The following is a 14562-nucleotide window of genomic DNA, read 5'->3' as shown; positions in this document are numbered from 1 at the left end:
AGATGCCCCGGCGGACGGGGGCGTATGGCGGCGCAGGGGAGCACGGGCGGTCGCGTGGGCGCGGTGTGGAACCGATCACGGTGCAGTGCGCGGGAAAGCTTTACGGGTAAAACACCTGCTAAAGTTTTCTTATGAGCAGCACACCACCGACATCTCGCCCCCGCACCGTCCACCGCCTCCCGCTCGCCGGAGTGCTGCGCCTCAACAAGCCGTCCGACGTCTGGATCAAGCCCGCGACCAGCGTGGTCGTCGCCTCCGCGATACCCAACCTGACGCTGCTCGCGCTCGGCCGCCTCGACCTCGCCATGTACACGATGGCGGGCAGCCTGTGCGCCCTGTTCGGGCACAACCTCCCGTACTCGGCCCGTGCCCGCGCCCTCGCGGGCGTGGTCGCCGGCATGTTCGCGGGCGTCGCGATCGCCATGGTCACCGCCTCGCTCACGTCCTCCACGGCCGTCCTCGTCGCCGTCGGCGCGCTGCTCGCCGCCGTGCAGAAGGCGCTCTGCGACGCGACCCGGATCGGCCCGCCCGGAAACCTGATCTTCACGTTCATCAGCTCCGCGACCCTGTTCGCGCCGCAGCGGATCGAACAGGCACCCGGCCACCTCGCGCTGATGCTCGCCGCAGGCGCCGTCTCCTGGCTCGTCGGCATGGCCCCCGCCCTCGTACGCCCGCACGGCCCCGAGCGGCGCGCCACCGCACGCGCCCTGCACGCCGCCGCCGCGTACGTCGAGCGGCCCGAGCACGCGCCCGCCCGCGGCGCCGCTGCCGCCGCCGTGCACGCCGCGTGGCAGTCGCTGCTCGCCACGGGGGCGCGCACCGAGGCGCGGCGCTCCCTTGAGCGGCTCGTGCTGCGCGCCGAGGTCGCCATCGCCGCCCCCTCCGACACCGACGCCGGGCAGCTGCGCTCCTGGGCGGACGGACTGCGCGGAGCCGGAGCGGTGCCGCGGCCCGCGCGGATCGCAGGGATGGACGACGAGCTGCTCGGCATCGAGGCAGAGCTGGCGGGCGGCAGGCCCTCGCTGTGGCGGCGGATCGGCCCCGGCTCGCCGCTGCTGCCCATCGCCGTGCGCACGTTCGTCGGCTGCGCCCTCGCCGGATACGCCTCGATGGCCCTCGGCGTCGGCCGCCCCTACTGGGCCCTTGTCACCGCCGCCTCGATCTACCAGGCCAACCTGGCGCTGTCCTGGAAGCGCGGCGTCCAGCGCGTCGTCGGCAACATCGCGGGCGTCCTCGTCTTCGCCGCCGTCGTCCCGCTCGCCCACACCAGCAAGGCCGCGCTCGTCCTGTGCGTCCTGGTCTGCGCGTTCGGCGCCGAGGCGCTCATCACCCGCAACTACTGGCTCGGCAGCCTGTGCGTGACGCCGATGGCCCTCCTGGTCACCGAGTTCGCCCGCTACCAGGAGCCCGGCGAGCTGATCGGCGACCGGGTCGTCGACACCCTCGTCGGAGCCGTGCTCGGCGTCGTCGCGGCCATCGCCGTCACCAACCGGCGCGCCACCGACGGCATCGAGCAGGCCCTCACCGCGAGCGAGGCCGCCCGCGAGACCGCCGAGCGCACCCTCGCCGAGCCGGCCCCCGGGCACGCCGCGCTGGAGACCGCCCGGCGCCGTCTCGCCGCCGCCCTCGTCGACCTGCGCGCCGCCGCCGACACCGCCGCGGGCGAATGGTGGCAGCGGGCGCTGCCCGAGGAGCGGGTGCTCGCCGCCGAGCAGTCGGGACACCGGACGCTCGCGGCCACGGTCCGCCGGCAGGCGGCCGACGCGGAGGCGGGATCCCCGAGTGGTGCGGGCGCCCCGCGGTAGCGGATAGTGGCGGACGCACAACGTTCGGCCGATGAGGAAGGTCCGGTCAGGCAGGCATGAGCACGCAGCAAGGCGCGGCGGCAACGGGGCCGCTCGACATCGTCTCGTCGGTCGTACGGCAGTGGCACGCCGTACGACCCGACATCGACACCGGTCCCATGGAGATCATCGGCCGCATCAACCGGTGCGCGGCCCTGCTCCAGCAGGCCGAGGACGCGCCGCTGCGGCACGCGGGCCTGAGCAGGGCCGAGTTCGACCTGCTCGGCACGTTGCGCAGGACCGGGCGCGAGCTCACGCCCGGCGACCTCGCCCGCGAGACCTTCGCCTCGGGCGCCGCCGTCACCAAGCGCCTCAAGCAGCTCCAGGAGCGCGGCCTGATCGACCGCCGCGGCGACACCCGCGACCGCCGCGTCTCGCACCTCAGCCTCACCGACGAGGGCCGCGCCCTCGTCGACGAGCTGCTGCCGAGTCAACTCGCGTACGAGGGCTCCATCCTTTCGGGCCTCGGCGACGGCAAGGACCAACAACTCAGCTCCCTTCTGGGTGAGTTGCTCCTCCAGCTGGAAGGGCGACTGGGAGGCGGCCCGCACTGAGCCGCACCGGTCCCTGAGCCCGGCCCGCCACCGCCACCAGCGCGAGCGCCAGCGGCCCCGGCACCAGGAACGCCAAAGGCAGCAGCATCCACGCGCACAGCGCGCAGGTCGCCACCGCGAGCAGCACCAGCGCGCTGCCGGGCAGATCGAGGGCCGCGTCGCGGGCGGCGGCGCGCACCGCTGCCCGCCAGTCCTTCACCGACTCCTCGCGGCCGCACGCCCGCAGCCCCACCACGAGCGCGCCCGCCGCGAGCAGTCCCGCCGCCCCCGCGAACACCGCCGCCCCCGGCAGGCCCGCCGCCGCGAGCGCCGCGTCCGCCGCCACGAGGCCGAGCGCCAGCAGCAGAGCGGCACCGGCCCCCACGTCCCCCGCACGGAAGCGGGCGCGCAGCACCGCGACATAGCGCCCCGCCGTGCTCGGCCGGTGCTCGGCGGCGCCGCGCAGCACCGCGCACGCCGTGGAGAGCGCCGCGGGCGCCGTCACCAGCGGCAGCGAGACGAGCGCCGTGACAAGGCCGATGCTCAGTACGTCCGCGAACAGCGACACCCGTGTGCCGAACACCTCGCCCGGCTGTCGGCGCACGCTCATCCCTTGACCCCCGAACTGGCCATGCCCTCCACGAGGAACCGCTGGAAGGCGAAGAAGAACAGCACGATCGGCAGCAGCGCGAGCACCGACATCGCGAACATCGGCCCGAACGACGACTGGCTGGACGCGTCCACGAACGAGCGCAGCGCCAGCGTCAGCGTGAACTTGTCCGGTGTGGACAGGTAGATGAGCTGCGTGAAGAAGTCGTTCCACGTCCAGATGAAGGTGAAGATCGCCGTGGTGATCAGCGCCGGGCGGGTGAGCGGCAGGATCACGGAGAAGAACGTGCGGTACGGGCCCGCACCGTCGATCGTCGCGGCCTCCTCCAGCTCCCGCGGCAGGCCGCGCATGAACTGCACGATCAGGAAGACGAAGAACGCCTCCGTGGCCAGGAACTTCGGGAGGATCAGCGGCCAGTAGGTGTTCACCATGCCCAGCTGGTTGAACACGATGTACTGCGGGATCAGCACCGCGTGGTGCGGCAGCATGATCGTCGCGATCATGAACGCGAACAGCGGGCCGCGCATCCGGAACCTGAGGCGCGCGAACGCGTACGCGGCGAGTGAGCAGCTCAGTACGTTGCCCAGGACCGCGCCGCCCGCGATCAGCAGGGAGTTCGTGAGCAGCCGGCCCACCGAGACGCCCTCGATGCCGTCCAGGGCCGTCGAGTAGTTCGACCACTCCAGGTGGGACGGGAGCAGCTTGAGGCTGGCGATCACCTCGGACGCCGGCTTGAACGACGTCGCGAGCAGCCACGCCAGCGGGTACAGCATCACGGCGAGCGCGGCGAGACAGCCGACGTGCAGGGCGATCCGGCGCCAGGGCCGGCGCCCGCTCGAGGACGTGGGGACCGTGGTGGCGCTCATCGGGCGGCTCCCTCGGGCTCGTTGGAGTAGAAGACCCAGTTGCGCGAGGTCTTGAAGAGGATCGCGGTGACACCGCCGATGGCGATCAGCAGCACCCAGGCCATCGCGGAGGCGTAGCCCATGTGGGAGGCCGTGAACCCGCGGTCGTAGAGGTACAGCGTGTAGAAGAGCGTCGAGTCGGCGGGGCCACCTCTGCCGCCGCTGATCGCGAACGCCGGGGTGAAGACCTGGAAGGCCTGGATCGTCTGGAGGACCAGGTTGAAGAAGAGGACGGGGGACAGCATCGGCACGGTGATCGACCAGAACTGCCGGAGCGGCTTCGCGCCGTCCACGGCCGCCGCCTCGTACAGCTCGGCCGGGATCTGCTGAAGGCCCGCGAGGAAGATCACCATGGGCGCGCCGAACTGCCAGACCGTCAGGAGCGCGACGGTCAGCAGCGACCAGCCCGGCTGGTTGACCCAGCCGCCGCCTCCGAAGAGATGCGAGACGGGTCCGCCGTCGTTGAAGATCGCCCGCCAGACCAGCGCGATCGACATGGACGCGCCGAGCAGTGACGGGGCGTAGAAAGCCGAGCGGTAGAAGCCCCTGCCGCGCTTCATCGACTTCAGCGCGAGCGCGACGCCCAGGGCGAGCGCGAGTTGCAGCGGCACCGCGATCACGACGTACAGCAGCGTCGCACCGACCGAACGCCAGTAGCGCGGGTCCTCGGTGAACATCTGGACGTAATTGGAGAAGCCCACCCAGTGCGGCGACGTGAACATGTCGTAGTCGGTGAACGACAGATACAGGGAGATCAGCATCGGGGCGGCCGTCAGGACGCTCGCACCCAGCACCCAGGGGGAGAGGAACACCCACGCCGCGCCCTCGCCGCGGCGCTTTCGGCGGGCAGGGGGCTTCGCGGGCGCGCCGACCGCGGTGGCCCCGTCCTGCTTCGGCCCGGTCGTCAACGTGCTCATCGCAGCTCCGCCTTCAGTTCGGTGAGGTAGTCCTCGGCGGCCTCACGGGGGCTCAGGTGTCCGTAGGAGACCTGGTCGTAATCGCGCTGGAAGGTGGTCTGCAGCGAGATGTCACCGGCAGGCGGCGCCTGCGGCGGAGCGGAGACCGCGTGCTTGATCGAGTCCTGGTAGTCGGCGATCGTGCGGTCGAAGCCGGTGAGCTTCGGCTCCAACTCCGCGCGCAGCGTGTCGTTGACCGGCAGTCCGCGGTTGGCGCCGAGGATCTTCGCCGCCTCCGGGTCGTTCACCAGGAAGTCGATCAGCTCGGCGGCCTCGTCGGGGTGCGCCGTGTCCGCTGCGGCGCCGACGAACATCGACGGCTTGAAGTACTGGCCCGGCGTGCCGTCCTCGCCCGCGGGCATCGGGGCGAGCCGCACGTCGTCACCGAGCATCGGCTCGTAACCGCTCGCCGGGGCGTCCCAGTTGATGTCGGACGCGGCGGTGCCGCGGCCCAGCGGGGTGTTCTCCACGGTGCCGTCGAGTTGCGTCGTCTGCTCGGCGGTGGAGACCGCGCCCGCCCGTCGCAGCCTGTCGGTGAACGTCCAGTACGCCGCCAGGTCGCCGGCCGTGAAACCGGGGGCGCCGTCCTTCGTGTAGAGCGCCTTGCCGCGCCCGCGCAGCCACACCTCGAAGGCGTCCTCGCTCTGGCCCGGATCGGTGGCGCCCGCCTTGCCGGTGCGCTGCGCGACGGTGCGCACCGCGTCCGCCCACTCGCTCCAACTCCAGCCGGGCCGAGGCGCCTTGATGCCCGCCTTGCGCCACAGGCGCGCGTCGTAGACGAGCGTCATGGCACCACGACCCTGCGGAATCGCGTACAAGGTGTCGTCGACCCTGCCGGTGCGCAGCAGCTCCTTGTCCATGTCCGAGGTGTCCAACTGCCGCCGCTGCTTGTCGAGATCGAGCAGCACCCCACCCCGCGCGTACTGGTCGATCTGCCGGTAGTCGAGCTGCATCACGTCCGGCGCGTCACCACCCGCGGCCTGCGTGGCGAGCTTCTGCTTGTACGAGTCGAAGCCGGCGAACGACGTCTGCACCCGGACGCCGGGGTGCTTCTTCTCGAACAACTTCACGGCCTTGTCGGTGCGTTCGGCCCGGTCGGGATTGCCCCACCAGGTGTAGCGCAGCACGGTCTTCCCGCCGCTTCCCGCGGCGCTGCTGTCGCCGCCGCACCCCGTGGCCAGGGTGAGCGCGCCGAGTGCGAGGGCTAGGGCGCCGGCCCAGGACCTCGTCGTCCTGTTTCTGGGCATGCCGAAGTCACTCCTCCGTGCGGTGATGTCGTCGTCCGACGCGATCCCGTCGTCCAGGAGACCGGCGCGGACGGAAGGCCATGGCTGGTCGGCCCGTCCGGCCACCCGAGTCCCCGCGGGAGGCCGGACGGGCCGGGCTGTGTGCTACCGGGGCAGCGTCGCGCCCTCGATGCCGTACTCCTCACGGCGGCCGCACATGCCGAACCCGCCGTGGCGGGTGGGCGTGGCGGTGTGGGCGGTCGAGGCGGCCAGATAGCCGTCGGCGTCGCCCTTCTCCAGGGCGTCGAGCTGCGTTCCGGTGCGCTCGGCCGCGGCCAGCGCGCCCGTGCGCCACAGCTCGCGCCACGCGGCGACGCGCGGCCTGACCAGCTCCGCCGCCGCCCGCTGGAACGCCCGCAGCGGCTCCGCGTCGCCCGCCGCGAGGGCCTCGCGCAGCGGCAGATACCCCTCCACCGCGAGATCCCTGCGACGCCGCGCGGCGGCCTCCGCCTCCGGGCCCGCCGGACCGGGAAGCGCCGCCGCGGCCGCGTACTTCTCCGGGTCGGCCAGATACTCCGGCGGGAACGTGAACACCGCGTCCCCGGCCTCCGGCAGCCCGCTGTTCTGCATCAGGACGGTGATCCGCAGATCCTCGCCCTGCACCATGCGGTGCACCGTCCCCGGCTCGAACCACGCCAGCGAACCGGCCTCGAGCGGTGTGTCCCGGTAGCCGTCCGGGCTCAGGGTCTGCACGGCGCCGCGCCCGCCCGTCACCACGTACGCCTCCGTGCACACGAGGTGCAGATGCGGGCTGCCGCCGCAGACGCCGTCCGCCGCCTCCCAGTCGTACGCCGAGATGTGCGACAGGCCGACGCCGCCGGGCAGCGGCCTGTCCAGGCTCACCACGGCAGCTCCTTCAGGCGCGTGGTGACCCGCTCCTTGTCCCAGGCGCCGTCTGCGACCACGATCCGGTACCGGTAGCGGAACGTCTCGCCCGCCGCCAGCGCGAACTCCTCGAAGAACGCCCAGGAGAACGCGACCGTCGGGATCGGCTCCGCGCGCACGAACCAGTGCGACTCGTGGACGGCGTCCGCGTTCTCGGGAGCGTGCGCGAACACCAGGGTCGAATGGGCGTCCACGTCGTCGTGCTCGGCGGTGAACGCCAGCCACGGCCCCTGCGTGCCCATCAGCGCGCCCGGCGCGTCGTACGTCGCCACGGACCCGCTCGCGTCCGGCGACTCCTCGGGACCGAAGACCGTCCCACCGGTGAAGTCCCGCGGCCCGCGCCACTGGAGGCCCGTGTACCCGGCCATCTCGCGGCCCGCCGTGGTCGGCGAACCGAAGCGCAGCTCCTCGCCGTCCTCGCGGGTGTTCGTCAGCTCGATCGACCAGTCGACGGCGTACGAGCCGGACTCCGGGTCCACCCCGTGCACCCGCACCCCGCGTCGCTCGCGGGCCCATTCGGCGCCCCCGTTCTCGATCCACGTGAGGCGCTCGGCGAAGGACAGCTCGTCGTCCGACGCGTCGACCGCGTCGAAGCCCTCGTGCCGCATCGAGCCGATCCGGTCGGGCAGCGGCAGATAACCCTCGCCGTGCACATAGCAGTTGCCACCCCAGAAGTTCTGCCCCGACAGGTGGCTGGCCGTCATCTGGAGGCCCTTGTGCCAGCGGTGGTCGTTGGGCCGGTAGCCCGAGACGAGGTTCCCGGCGAGGGTCCGCAGCGGATGCACGTACGGCTTCCGCGCTTCAAAGGCGTCCGGGTCGGGCTTGTAGACGTAGGAGAAGAGGTCGGTGCCGGCGGCGTTCACCACGATGCGGTCGCCGTGCGTGTGCGTGACCTTCAGCGAGGTCGGGGCGCTGCTCACTGCTTCGGGCTCCAATCCGGGTGGTTTCCGTGCATGGCGGCGTAGAACGGGTCGCCGGGGCCGATCTCGCCGGCCGTGACCGTGGCGCCGGTGAACGCCGACTTGTAGAGCGCGGCGGCGAACTCCAGCGTGCTGCGCGCGCTCCGGCCGCTGCCGGGCGGGCGGGTGCCGGCGTCGTACGCGTCGAGCAGCGCGGTCAGCTGCGCGGTGTGCGAGCTGGGTACGTCGGCGGCGGGCGCGGGCGGCGGCTCGGCGCCCGGCGCGGGGGTGTAGCGCCAGTCGTCGTTGGCGTGCCCGTACAAGTGCGTCAGCTCGACCGTGGCCCGCTCGCAGTCGATGCGGATGCGGCTCGTCTCGTCGGGCGACAGCACGGAGTTGACGACCGTGGCGAGCGCGCCGCTCTCGAACCGGACGAGCGCGGTCGACACGTCCTCGCTCTCCGTGTCGTGCACGAGCCGGGCCGCCATCGCCCGGATCTCCGTCCACTCGCCGAGCAGGTGCAGCATCAGGTCGTACTGGTGGATGCCGTGCCCCATCACCGGGCCGCCGCCCTCGCTGGCCCACCGGCCGCGCCACGGGACCTCGTAGTAGGCGGCGTCGCGGTACCACGTCGTCTGGCAGTGGGCGACGAGCGGGCGGCCGAGCGTCCCCTCCGCGAGCAGTTCGCGGGCGTGCACGGCGCCGGAGCCGTAGCGGTGCTGGAAGACCACGGACGCGTACGCCCCACTGGCCTCTTCCGCCGCGGCGATCTCGTCGTACTCCGCGAGGGACAGGGTGAGCGGCTTCTCGCACAGCACCCAGGCGCCGGCCTTGAGCGCCGCGACGGTCTGCTCGCGGTGGAAGACCGGCGGGGTGCCGATGAGGACGAGGTCGGGCCGCGCCTCCTCCAGCATCGCGGTCAGGTCGGTGTGCACGGAGACGTCCGCGAAGCCGGCGTCGGCGGCCTGGGCGCGGAATCCGTCGAGGCGGTCCTGGTCCACGTCGACGGCGGCGACGAGCTCGACGCGCTCGCGCAGGGCGGTGAGGGCGGGCAGATGGCTGCCGGTGACGATCGCGCCCGTGCCGACGACGGCGGCAGGCAGACGGGATCCCGGACGTGCGGGGCTTGGCATGCGGGTTCCTCGCGGAGAGCTGATGGGGGGAAAGCGCTTTCCGTTGTGAACGACCCTAAGCGGGCGGCGCGGTTCGGGACAAGGGGTCCGAGGGCTCGCGGTGGCGGCGCCCCGGGCGGTGGCCCGGGGCGCGCGCCGTCGACAGGTGCCCGGGGCACCGTATTGAAACGACTCAGTGAGTGAAGCCTGCCCGGGGTCCATCCAACGGGAAAGCCTCCGGAATCCATTGACAGGCGCGTCCGTATCGGGTTCGTATGGACCTCGCCTGCGGGTCGCGGTCGTCGGGAGCGGCCGTCTGCCACCGTCGGGCGCGGGCGTCACGGACCCGCGCAGGGCGGCGTCGCCGCCGCGGGCGAGCCGCAATTAATGGAGCGTTTCAATAACGGCTGCGGCCGTCTGTTATGCAAGCGCTTTCTACTCGCTGCGGTGGCCGGATCACACCTAGGAGAGCCATGAGCGTGACCGCGTCGAAGGAGTCGCGTACCGCGGAGGCGACCGCCGCCGGGCGGACGATGTCGAGAAAGGCCGCGGCAAGCGGCTGGGTCGGCAGTGCCCTCGAGTACTACGACTGGTTCATCTATGCCCAGGCCGCGGCCCTCGTCTTCCCGGGGATCTTCTTCCCCGAGGGCAACGCGACCATCGCCGTGCTCGCCTCCCTGGGCACGTACGCCGTCGGCTACGTCGCGCGCCCCATCGGCGCCGCGGTGCTCGGCCACTGGGGAGACAAGAAGGGCCGCAAGAACGTCCTGGTCCTCGCCATGCTCCTGATGGGCGTCTCCACGTTCGTGGTGGCGCTGCTGCCCACGTACGGGCAGGTGGGGATCATCGCCCCGATCCTCCTCACGCTCGTCCGCCTCGTGCAGGGCTTCGCCGTCGCGGGCGAACTGAGCGGCGCCAGCGCGATGATCATCGAGCACGCGCCGCACGGCAGGCGCGGCTTCCTCGCGAGCTTCGCGCTGCACGGCACCGTCGCGGGTCAGATCCTCGGCGCGGCGATCTTCCTGCCGATGTCCATGCTGCTGTCCGACGAGGCCTTCAAGTCCTGGGGCTGGCGCATACCGTTCCTGCTCAGTGCGGTCGTCGTGCTCGCCGGGTTCCTGATCAGGCGGCGCGTGGAGGAGACGAAGGCCTTCGAGGAGCAGCAGGAGACCGGACCCGAGGCGCGCAAGGTGCCGCTCGTCGAGGCGTTCAGGGAGAACTGGCGGGAGATCCTGCGTGCCGTATGCATGACGCTGGTCAACGTCATCGGCGTCACGGTCTCGGTCTTCGGCGGCGCCTACGCGACGCAGTCCGGCTACGGCGTCGGCATGAGCACCAGCGTCTATCTGTGGATCCAGATCGCCGCGAACGTCGCCGGCATGTTCGTCGTCCCGGTCTTCGGCCACCTCTCCGACCGCTTCGGGCGTCGCCCGATCATGATCGGCGGCGGTCTGGTGGCGGGGCTGCTCTGCTACCCGTACCTGTGGGCGGTCGGCGCGAACAACGTGCCGCTGACGTTCCTCCTCGCGGTCCTCTCCTGGGGTGTCGCCTACCAGTCGTGGAACGCGACGTTCGCCTGCTTCTTCCAGGAGCTGTTCCCCGCGGCGCGGCGCGTCACCGGGTTCGCGCTGGCGCAGAACATCGGCCTGGCGATCGTCGCCTTCCTGCCGACGGTCTTCACGATGGTGGCCCCGCCCGGCTCCTCGAACGTGCCCCTCACCATCGGCACGCTCTGCCTCGCCATCACGGTGATCGCGTCGATCGCGACGTGGAAGTCCCCGGAGACGTACCGGATTCCGCTGGATCGGCTCGGTGCCCGGGATGCAGAGCCGCTGTCGCGTGAGGCGTACGAGGAGGTGCGGGCGGCGGGGAGGTGAGGCGGTGGTATCAACCGCCGCTACGCGAAAGGCTCGGCCGGGAAACCCCGGCCGAGCCTTTTGTCGAGCTTCGGTCCGTCAGTGCGCCGCGCCCGTCAGCACGGCAAGACCTGCCGCGATCGCGCCGAGCACGGCCACGGCGATGACGCCGAACAGGATGTACCCGACCCAGTCGTCGTTGCGCGGCCCCCGCCACCCCGCCTTGGCGCCGACCTGCGCGACGACGGCGATGCCGAAGTCCTTGTTGTGCGGGCTCGGGTCCAGCGCCGTGGCTCCGGCGTTCGTCGCGCGCTCGAAGGCCTTCCAATTGGGGTATCCGCTCGAGGTCCTGGGGCCCATGCTGCCGTCGGGGCCGAGCGAGTGACTGTCGTAGGAGACCTTGATCCTGCGCTTGTCCGCGCCCGGCGTCACGCGCCACACCCGCACCTCGTCGCACCCCTGCCAGCGGGGGTCCGCCAGATCCGGCACGATGTCGAACCACGACTGCATCGGCTCGATCCGGTACGGCGCACCGGAGTACGTGAGCTGCTGCTGCACCAGAGAGATCAGCTCCTCGGTGGCGGCCGCGTCGCCGCCTGCGGCCGCGGTGCTGCCACCCGTGACCGGTGCGCCACCAGTACCGTCCGGGCCCCACGAGGGCCCCGTGGCACCGACGCCGGCCTGCTGATCCGACTGCCCGCCACCGACAGGCTGCAGAGCGGCCACGAGATCGGCGACATCGCTCAGGAACTCAAGGGCCGGCTCGATCTCCTTCGGCGACTGCTCGTCCTTGTCCCAGCTGATCAGGTCCGTGTCGGTGAACCGCAGCGGGTACTTCGCGGCCCGAGGGTCGTTGAGCAGGAACTCGGCGAGCGGCCCGTTCAGCGCGGCTGCGGCGACAGACGGCTGCAGTGTCCGCACGGTGAACCGCTCGTCGAACTCCGGGTTCCCGATGAGCGCGTCGTCGCCCGCCCCGAACTTCCGCCGCAGCACCCCGGTGCGTTGCACCATGAACGCGCCGACGGAGTGCGGGAGTTGGACCGACCACACGGCGTACGTCGAGCTGCTGCTGTCGTCGCTGGAACCGTCGCCCATGTCGCCGTGGGGCATGGAGGTGGAGATGACACGCCCCTCGACCGCCGCAGCGTCGCGCCCGCGGTAGGGGCCGTAGCAGTAGTCCGAAAAGGACACCCCCCTGCGGGAGCCGACCGGAAAGGGCGCGTCGCCCAGGAACCGGTCGGCTTCGCCGTTCGAGGGCTCCTTGACGTGCTGCCAACCCAGTCGCGAGGTCAGCTCCGCGAACTTGCCCAACTCCCTGTTACGTCGCCACCGTTGCCACAGTGAGGACACGACGAGGCAGGCCACATAGACTGCGATGACGGCCAGGATGGCCAAGATGCCTTCCACTGCGTCATGCCTCCTCTTCGCCCGGCGCCGGTGCCCCGCCGGCCTCGTTTCCTGACTCCGCCGCGGGATCCACCGGGCGCACGGTGTGGAGGAAGTCCTGGAAGTCGTCCAGGACCTCGTCCAGTTGGTCGGCCCGCGCCGTCAGCGCGATCTCGAACTCGGCATAGCGGTCCGGCCGGTGAACGTCCTCGACGAGCAGCAGGACCTGGCTCTGGCACAGCTGCACGGGATGGCCGTTCTGCTGCGCGTAGACCCGCACGTTCTGTACGACGGCGGCCGCGCCCGCGAGCCCCTGCGCGAACCCAGGTCCCACGTCGGTGCGCTTGACGAGCTCGACGGGGCCCACCGTGTCCCGCAGCCGCTGCAGCGACTCGTCGGCGAGCTCGTGCAGGTCGACGGCGGCTTCGCGGGGACGGCCCGAGATCGTGATGTTCGGGATGAAGCCCGAGCCCCGCGAGGCGAGGTGGAGGGCCACGAACGCGGCGTGCGGAGCCCCGACCTCCTCGGGCGGGGCCGACTGCCAGCCCGGCGGGACCTCACAGGTCAGCGGTACCGGAAGGGTCTCCGGCATGGTGAATCAACTCCTTGACGTGCGCGTGCACAATTCGTAGCAGTTCGCGTGGGTGATGGCCGAAGCCGGTGCCGACGTCGGAGAACGGACACGCATCGGCGACTCATCCGAAGACGGAGGTGATTGCGTCGACCTTGTCCGTGGTCCAGTCCTTGGCGGCACTCCCGGCGTCTCCCAGGGTGTCGGCCACCTTGCCCGGATCGATCTCGACCTGTCCGCCGAGATGCCCGCCGACGCCGAGCGCCGCGCCGACGTCGGCCCCGATGACCAGCTTGCCGTCCTTCATGCCGGCGTCGGCGTGCGCCTCGGCCCCGATGCCCGCCCAGCCCTCGGCGCTGCCACCGACGCCGACACCGGCGACGGAGGCATGTCCCTCCGCCGTCGCTTTGGCCCCGGCGAATGCCTCGCCACCGGCGTGGGCGCCGTCCTTGCCGACGGACACGGCGGCGTTCGCCTCGCCGCCGACGAACCCCGTGGCCTTGCCGGACGTTTCGAACACGCCGGCCTCGTACTTGCCCTCGGCCGAACCCTGCGCCAAGTACGCCTTCGCGGACGCCTGAGCCTGAAGCCTGCTGTCCTCGATCCCGGCCCCGGCGCTGCCTTCCACGCCGAGTGTGTCGAAGCTGGCCCGTCCGGACACGTCTCCGCCGAGCGCGCTGCCGTGTCCCGAGGCCTCCGCGCCCCACACCTTCGCGTCGCCGGAGACCGACCCGAGGTCCGCGCTGAGCCCGAGGGCCTTGTCGCGCCGTTCTTCGGTGGCCTGCTGGTCCTGGTTCTCGCCCCAGCCCCTGTAGTACTTGCCCCTCTTGTCCTCCTCGCCCTGGGGAGGCTCGGCTTGGCCGGGCAGCCGCCATGGATTGTGGTCGAACTGCTTCGACTCCCAGAACGACAGCGCGGACTCCCCGGCCTGGGACTGCGCGTCCTGCGACGCCCAGTACAGCCAGGTGGGAGCGGCGGAGTCCGAACCGCCGACCTTCTCGAAGCTCTTCTTCGCCGTGTCGCCTGCCGACTCGACCTGACTGCGCGCCTCTTCGAGCCTGGATTCGGCGCCGCTCTCGTCACCGGCGTCGTACTGGTCCACGGCCTCCGCGGCCTGCTCCTGCCCCCACTCGAGTACGCCGGCGTAGTCCTTGAGCGCGGCAGAGGCCTTCCGCAACGAGTCGGCGCCGCGGTACCACTTGCTCTTCTGCGGCGAGAAGTCGTCCCAGAACGCGTCGCTCGCGTCGCCGTTCCATCCCGGTGTGCGCACGGAGTGCAGGTCGTCGCCGATGGCCTCAATCATGCCGGCCTTCTTGGTCAGTTGGTCGACGCTCGCGCGCAGCTGGGACGGCTCACCGGGGATGAGTTCCTTCGGGTCGCTGGTCTCGCCCAGTTTGGCCGTCACAGGACCGGTCCCGGCTGAGTCGCGAACGATCCGTGGACGAGCTGCTCCTGGCGCTCGTAGTCGAGCGCGGTGTCGGCCAGTTTGTCGGCCGATTCCTCACCCTCGTCCTTGAGCGTCTTGGTCAACGCCTGGTGCCACGTGGCCATCAGTGCGTCGAATGCCAACTCGGCGTCGGAATGGCCGAAGTCGGGTGTGTCCTCGGCGATTTTGTCGAGATGGACCTTGTCCGCTTCGCCCACCGCGTCGCGGATCTTCTTGGCTGCGGAACGCAGCACTTCTGGCTCGACGGAATACCCCGTCATCGATCTCCCCCA

General features: G+C 71.4%; 14 protein-coding genes. 3 read left to right on the top strand and 11 right to left on the bottom strand.

The features are described from left to right. Positions 1-131: 131 nt before the first annotated feature. Together ACTWJ8_RS06570 and ACTWJ8_RS06565 are read left to right on the top strand one after the other, a co-directional pair. Positions 132-1805, top strand: coding sequence for an FUSC family protein (locus tag ACTWJ8_RS06570; protein ID WP_443263262.1), 1674 nt, complete (start codon positions 132-134; stop codon positions 1803-1805). 56 nt (positions 1806-1861) lie between these two features. Further along, positions 1862-2398, top strand: coding sequence for a MarR family winged helix-turn-helix transcriptional regulator (locus ACTWJ8_RS06565; RefSeq protein ID WP_356383825.1), 537 nt, complete (start codon positions 1862-1864; stop codon positions 2396-2398). Here ACTWJ8_RS06565 and ACTWJ8_RS06560 read toward each other — a convergent pair. From ACTWJ8_RS06560 to ACTWJ8_RS06530, 7 genes are all read right to left on the bottom strand, one after another. Next, a complete protein-coding gene (locus tag ACTWJ8_RS06560; RefSeq protein ID WP_356383828.1) occupies positions 2334-2987 on the bottom strand; it encodes a hypothetical protein in 654 nt (217 codons plus the stop codon). The two genes, ACTWJ8_RS06565 and ACTWJ8_RS06560, sit on opposite strands and share 65 nt — an antisense overlap. Beyond that, positions 2984-3853 (bottom strand): carbohydrate ABC transporter permease, encoded by an 870-nt coding sequence (locus ACTWJ8_RS06555; RefSeq protein WP_443263261.1) that lies wholly within the window; start codon positions 3851-3853, stop codon positions 2984-2986. Before ACTWJ8_RS06555 ends, ACTWJ8_RS06560 begins: the two co-directional genes overlap by 4 nt. Continuing rightward, positions 3850-4809, bottom strand: coding sequence for a carbohydrate ABC transporter permease (locus ACTWJ8_RS06550; RefSeq protein ID WP_443263260.1), 960 nt, complete (start codon positions 4807-4809; stop codon positions 3850-3852). Before ACTWJ8_RS06550 ends, ACTWJ8_RS06555 begins: the two co-directional genes overlap by 4 nt. After that, positions 4806-6095: an ABC transporter substrate-binding protein gene (locus ACTWJ8_RS06545; RefSeq protein WP_443263259.1), complete on the bottom strand. Its 1290-nt coding sequence runs from the start codon at positions 6093-6095 to the stop codon at positions 4806-4808. The genes ACTWJ8_RS06550 and ACTWJ8_RS06545 overlap by 4 nt, the downstream gene beginning before the upstream one ends. Positions 6096-6239: 144 nt before the next feature. Beyond that, positions 6240-6980: a cupin gene (locus ACTWJ8_RS06540; RefSeq protein WP_443263258.1), complete on the bottom strand. Its 741-nt coding sequence runs from the start codon at positions 6978-6980 to the stop codon at positions 6240-6242. Further along, on the bottom strand, positions 6974-7939 hold the full coding sequence (locus ACTWJ8_RS06535; protein WP_443263257.1) for a PmoA family protein: 966 nt from the start codon (positions 7937-7939) through the stop codon (positions 6974-6976). The genes ACTWJ8_RS06540 and ACTWJ8_RS06535 overlap by 7 nt, the downstream gene beginning before the upstream one ends. Beyond that, on the bottom strand, positions 7936-9051 hold the full coding sequence (locus tag ACTWJ8_RS06530) for a Gfo/Idh/MocA family protein (protein ID WP_443263256.1): 1116 nt from the start codon (positions 9049-9051) through the stop codon (positions 7936-7938). The genes ACTWJ8_RS06535 and ACTWJ8_RS06530 overlap by 4 nt, the downstream gene beginning before the upstream one ends. Positions 9052-9503: 452 nt before the next feature. On the opposite strand from ACTWJ8_RS06530, the gene ACTWJ8_RS06525 reads away from it, so the two are divergent. Then, entirely contained in the window at positions 9504-10907 is a 1404-nt protein-coding gene (locus ACTWJ8_RS06525) for an MFS transporter (protein ID WP_356389639.1), read from the top strand. Between the two features lie 78 nt (positions 10908-10985). Here the strand turns inward: ACTWJ8_RS06525 and ACTWJ8_RS06520 are convergent, their stop codons facing one another. The 4 genes from ACTWJ8_RS06520 to ACTWJ8_RS06505 all read right to left on the bottom strand — a co-directional run bounded on the left by ACTWJ8_RS06520 (position 10986) and on the right by ACTWJ8_RS06505 (position 14550). Beyond that, positions 10986-12197, bottom strand: coding sequence for a hypothetical protein (locus ACTWJ8_RS06520; protein ID WP_443263255.1), 1212 nt, complete (start codon positions 12195-12197; stop codon positions 10986-10988). 100 nt (positions 12198-12297) lie between these two features. After that, entirely contained in the window at positions 12298-12864 is a 567-nt protein-coding gene (locus ACTWJ8_RS06515) for a hypothetical protein (RefSeq protein WP_356389635.1), read from the bottom strand. A 103-nt stretch (positions 12865-12967) separates the two neighbouring features. Further along, positions 12968-14248, bottom strand: a complete 1281-nt coding sequence (locus tag ACTWJ8_RS06510) for a putative T7SS-secreted protein (protein ID WP_443263254.1) — start codon at positions 14246-14248, stop codon at positions 12968-12970. Next, positions 14245-14550: a type VII secretion target gene (locus ACTWJ8_RS06505; RefSeq protein WP_356389630.1), complete on the bottom strand. Its 306-nt coding sequence runs from the start codon at positions 14548-14550 to the stop codon at positions 14245-14247. Before ACTWJ8_RS06505 ends, ACTWJ8_RS06510 begins: the two co-directional genes overlap by 4 nt. Positions 14551-14562: the final 12 nt, after the last annotated feature.

This window comes from Streptomyces sp. SDT5-1 (genome assembly GCF_052245995.1).
Lineage (GTDB): Bacteria > Actinomycetota > Actinomycetes > Streptomycetales > Streptomycetaceae > Streptomyces.
The sequence above is the reverse complement of the archived record's forward strand: the minus strand, read 5'-3'. Positions and strand labels throughout refer to the sequence as shown.

What these genes read in the sequence shown, in the direction of transcription:
- ACTWJ8_RS06570 (WP_443263262.1), top strand. Translation starts at nt 132, where the DNA reads ATGAGCAGCACACCACCGACATCTCGCCCCCGCACCGTCCACCGCCTC.
- ACTWJ8_RS06545 (WP_443263259.1), bottom strand. Translation starts at nt 6,095, where the DNA reads ATGCCCAGAAACAGGACGACGAGGTCCTGGGCCGGCGCCCTAGCCCTC.
- ACTWJ8_RS06550 (WP_443263260.1), bottom strand. Translation starts at nt 4,809, where the DNA reads ATGAGCACGTTGACGACCGGGCCGAAGCAGGACGGGGCCACCGCGGTC.
- ACTWJ8_RS06560 (WP_356383828.1), bottom strand. Translation starts at nt 2,987, where the DNA reads ATGAGCGTGCGCCGACAGCCGGGCGAGGTGTTCGGCACACGGGTGTCG.
- ACTWJ8_RS06530 (WP_443263256.1), bottom strand. Translation starts at nt 9,051, where the DNA reads ATGCCAAGCCCCGCACGTCCGGGATCCCGTCTGCCTGCCGCCGTCGTC.
- ACTWJ8_RS06555 (WP_443263261.1), bottom strand. Translation starts at nt 3,853, where the DNA reads ATGAGCGCCACCACGGTCCCCACGTCCTCGAGCGGGCGCCGGCCCTGG.
- ACTWJ8_RS06505 (WP_356389630.1), bottom strand. Translation starts at nt 14,550, where the DNA reads ATGACGGGGTATTCCGTCGAGCCAGAAGTGCTGCGTTCCGCAGCCAAG.
- ACTWJ8_RS06525 (WP_356389639.1), top strand. Translation starts at nt 9,504, where the DNA reads ATGAGCGTGACCGCGTCGAAGGAGTCGCGTACCGCGGAGGCGACCGCC.
- ACTWJ8_RS06565 (WP_356383825.1), top strand. Translation starts at nt 1,862, where the DNA reads ATGAGCACGCAGCAAGGCGCGGCGGCAACGGGGCCGCTCGACATCGTC.
- ACTWJ8_RS06515 (WP_356389635.1), bottom strand. Translation starts at nt 12,864, where the DNA reads ATGCCGGAGACCCTTCCGGTACCGCTGACCTGTGAGGTCCCGCCGGGC.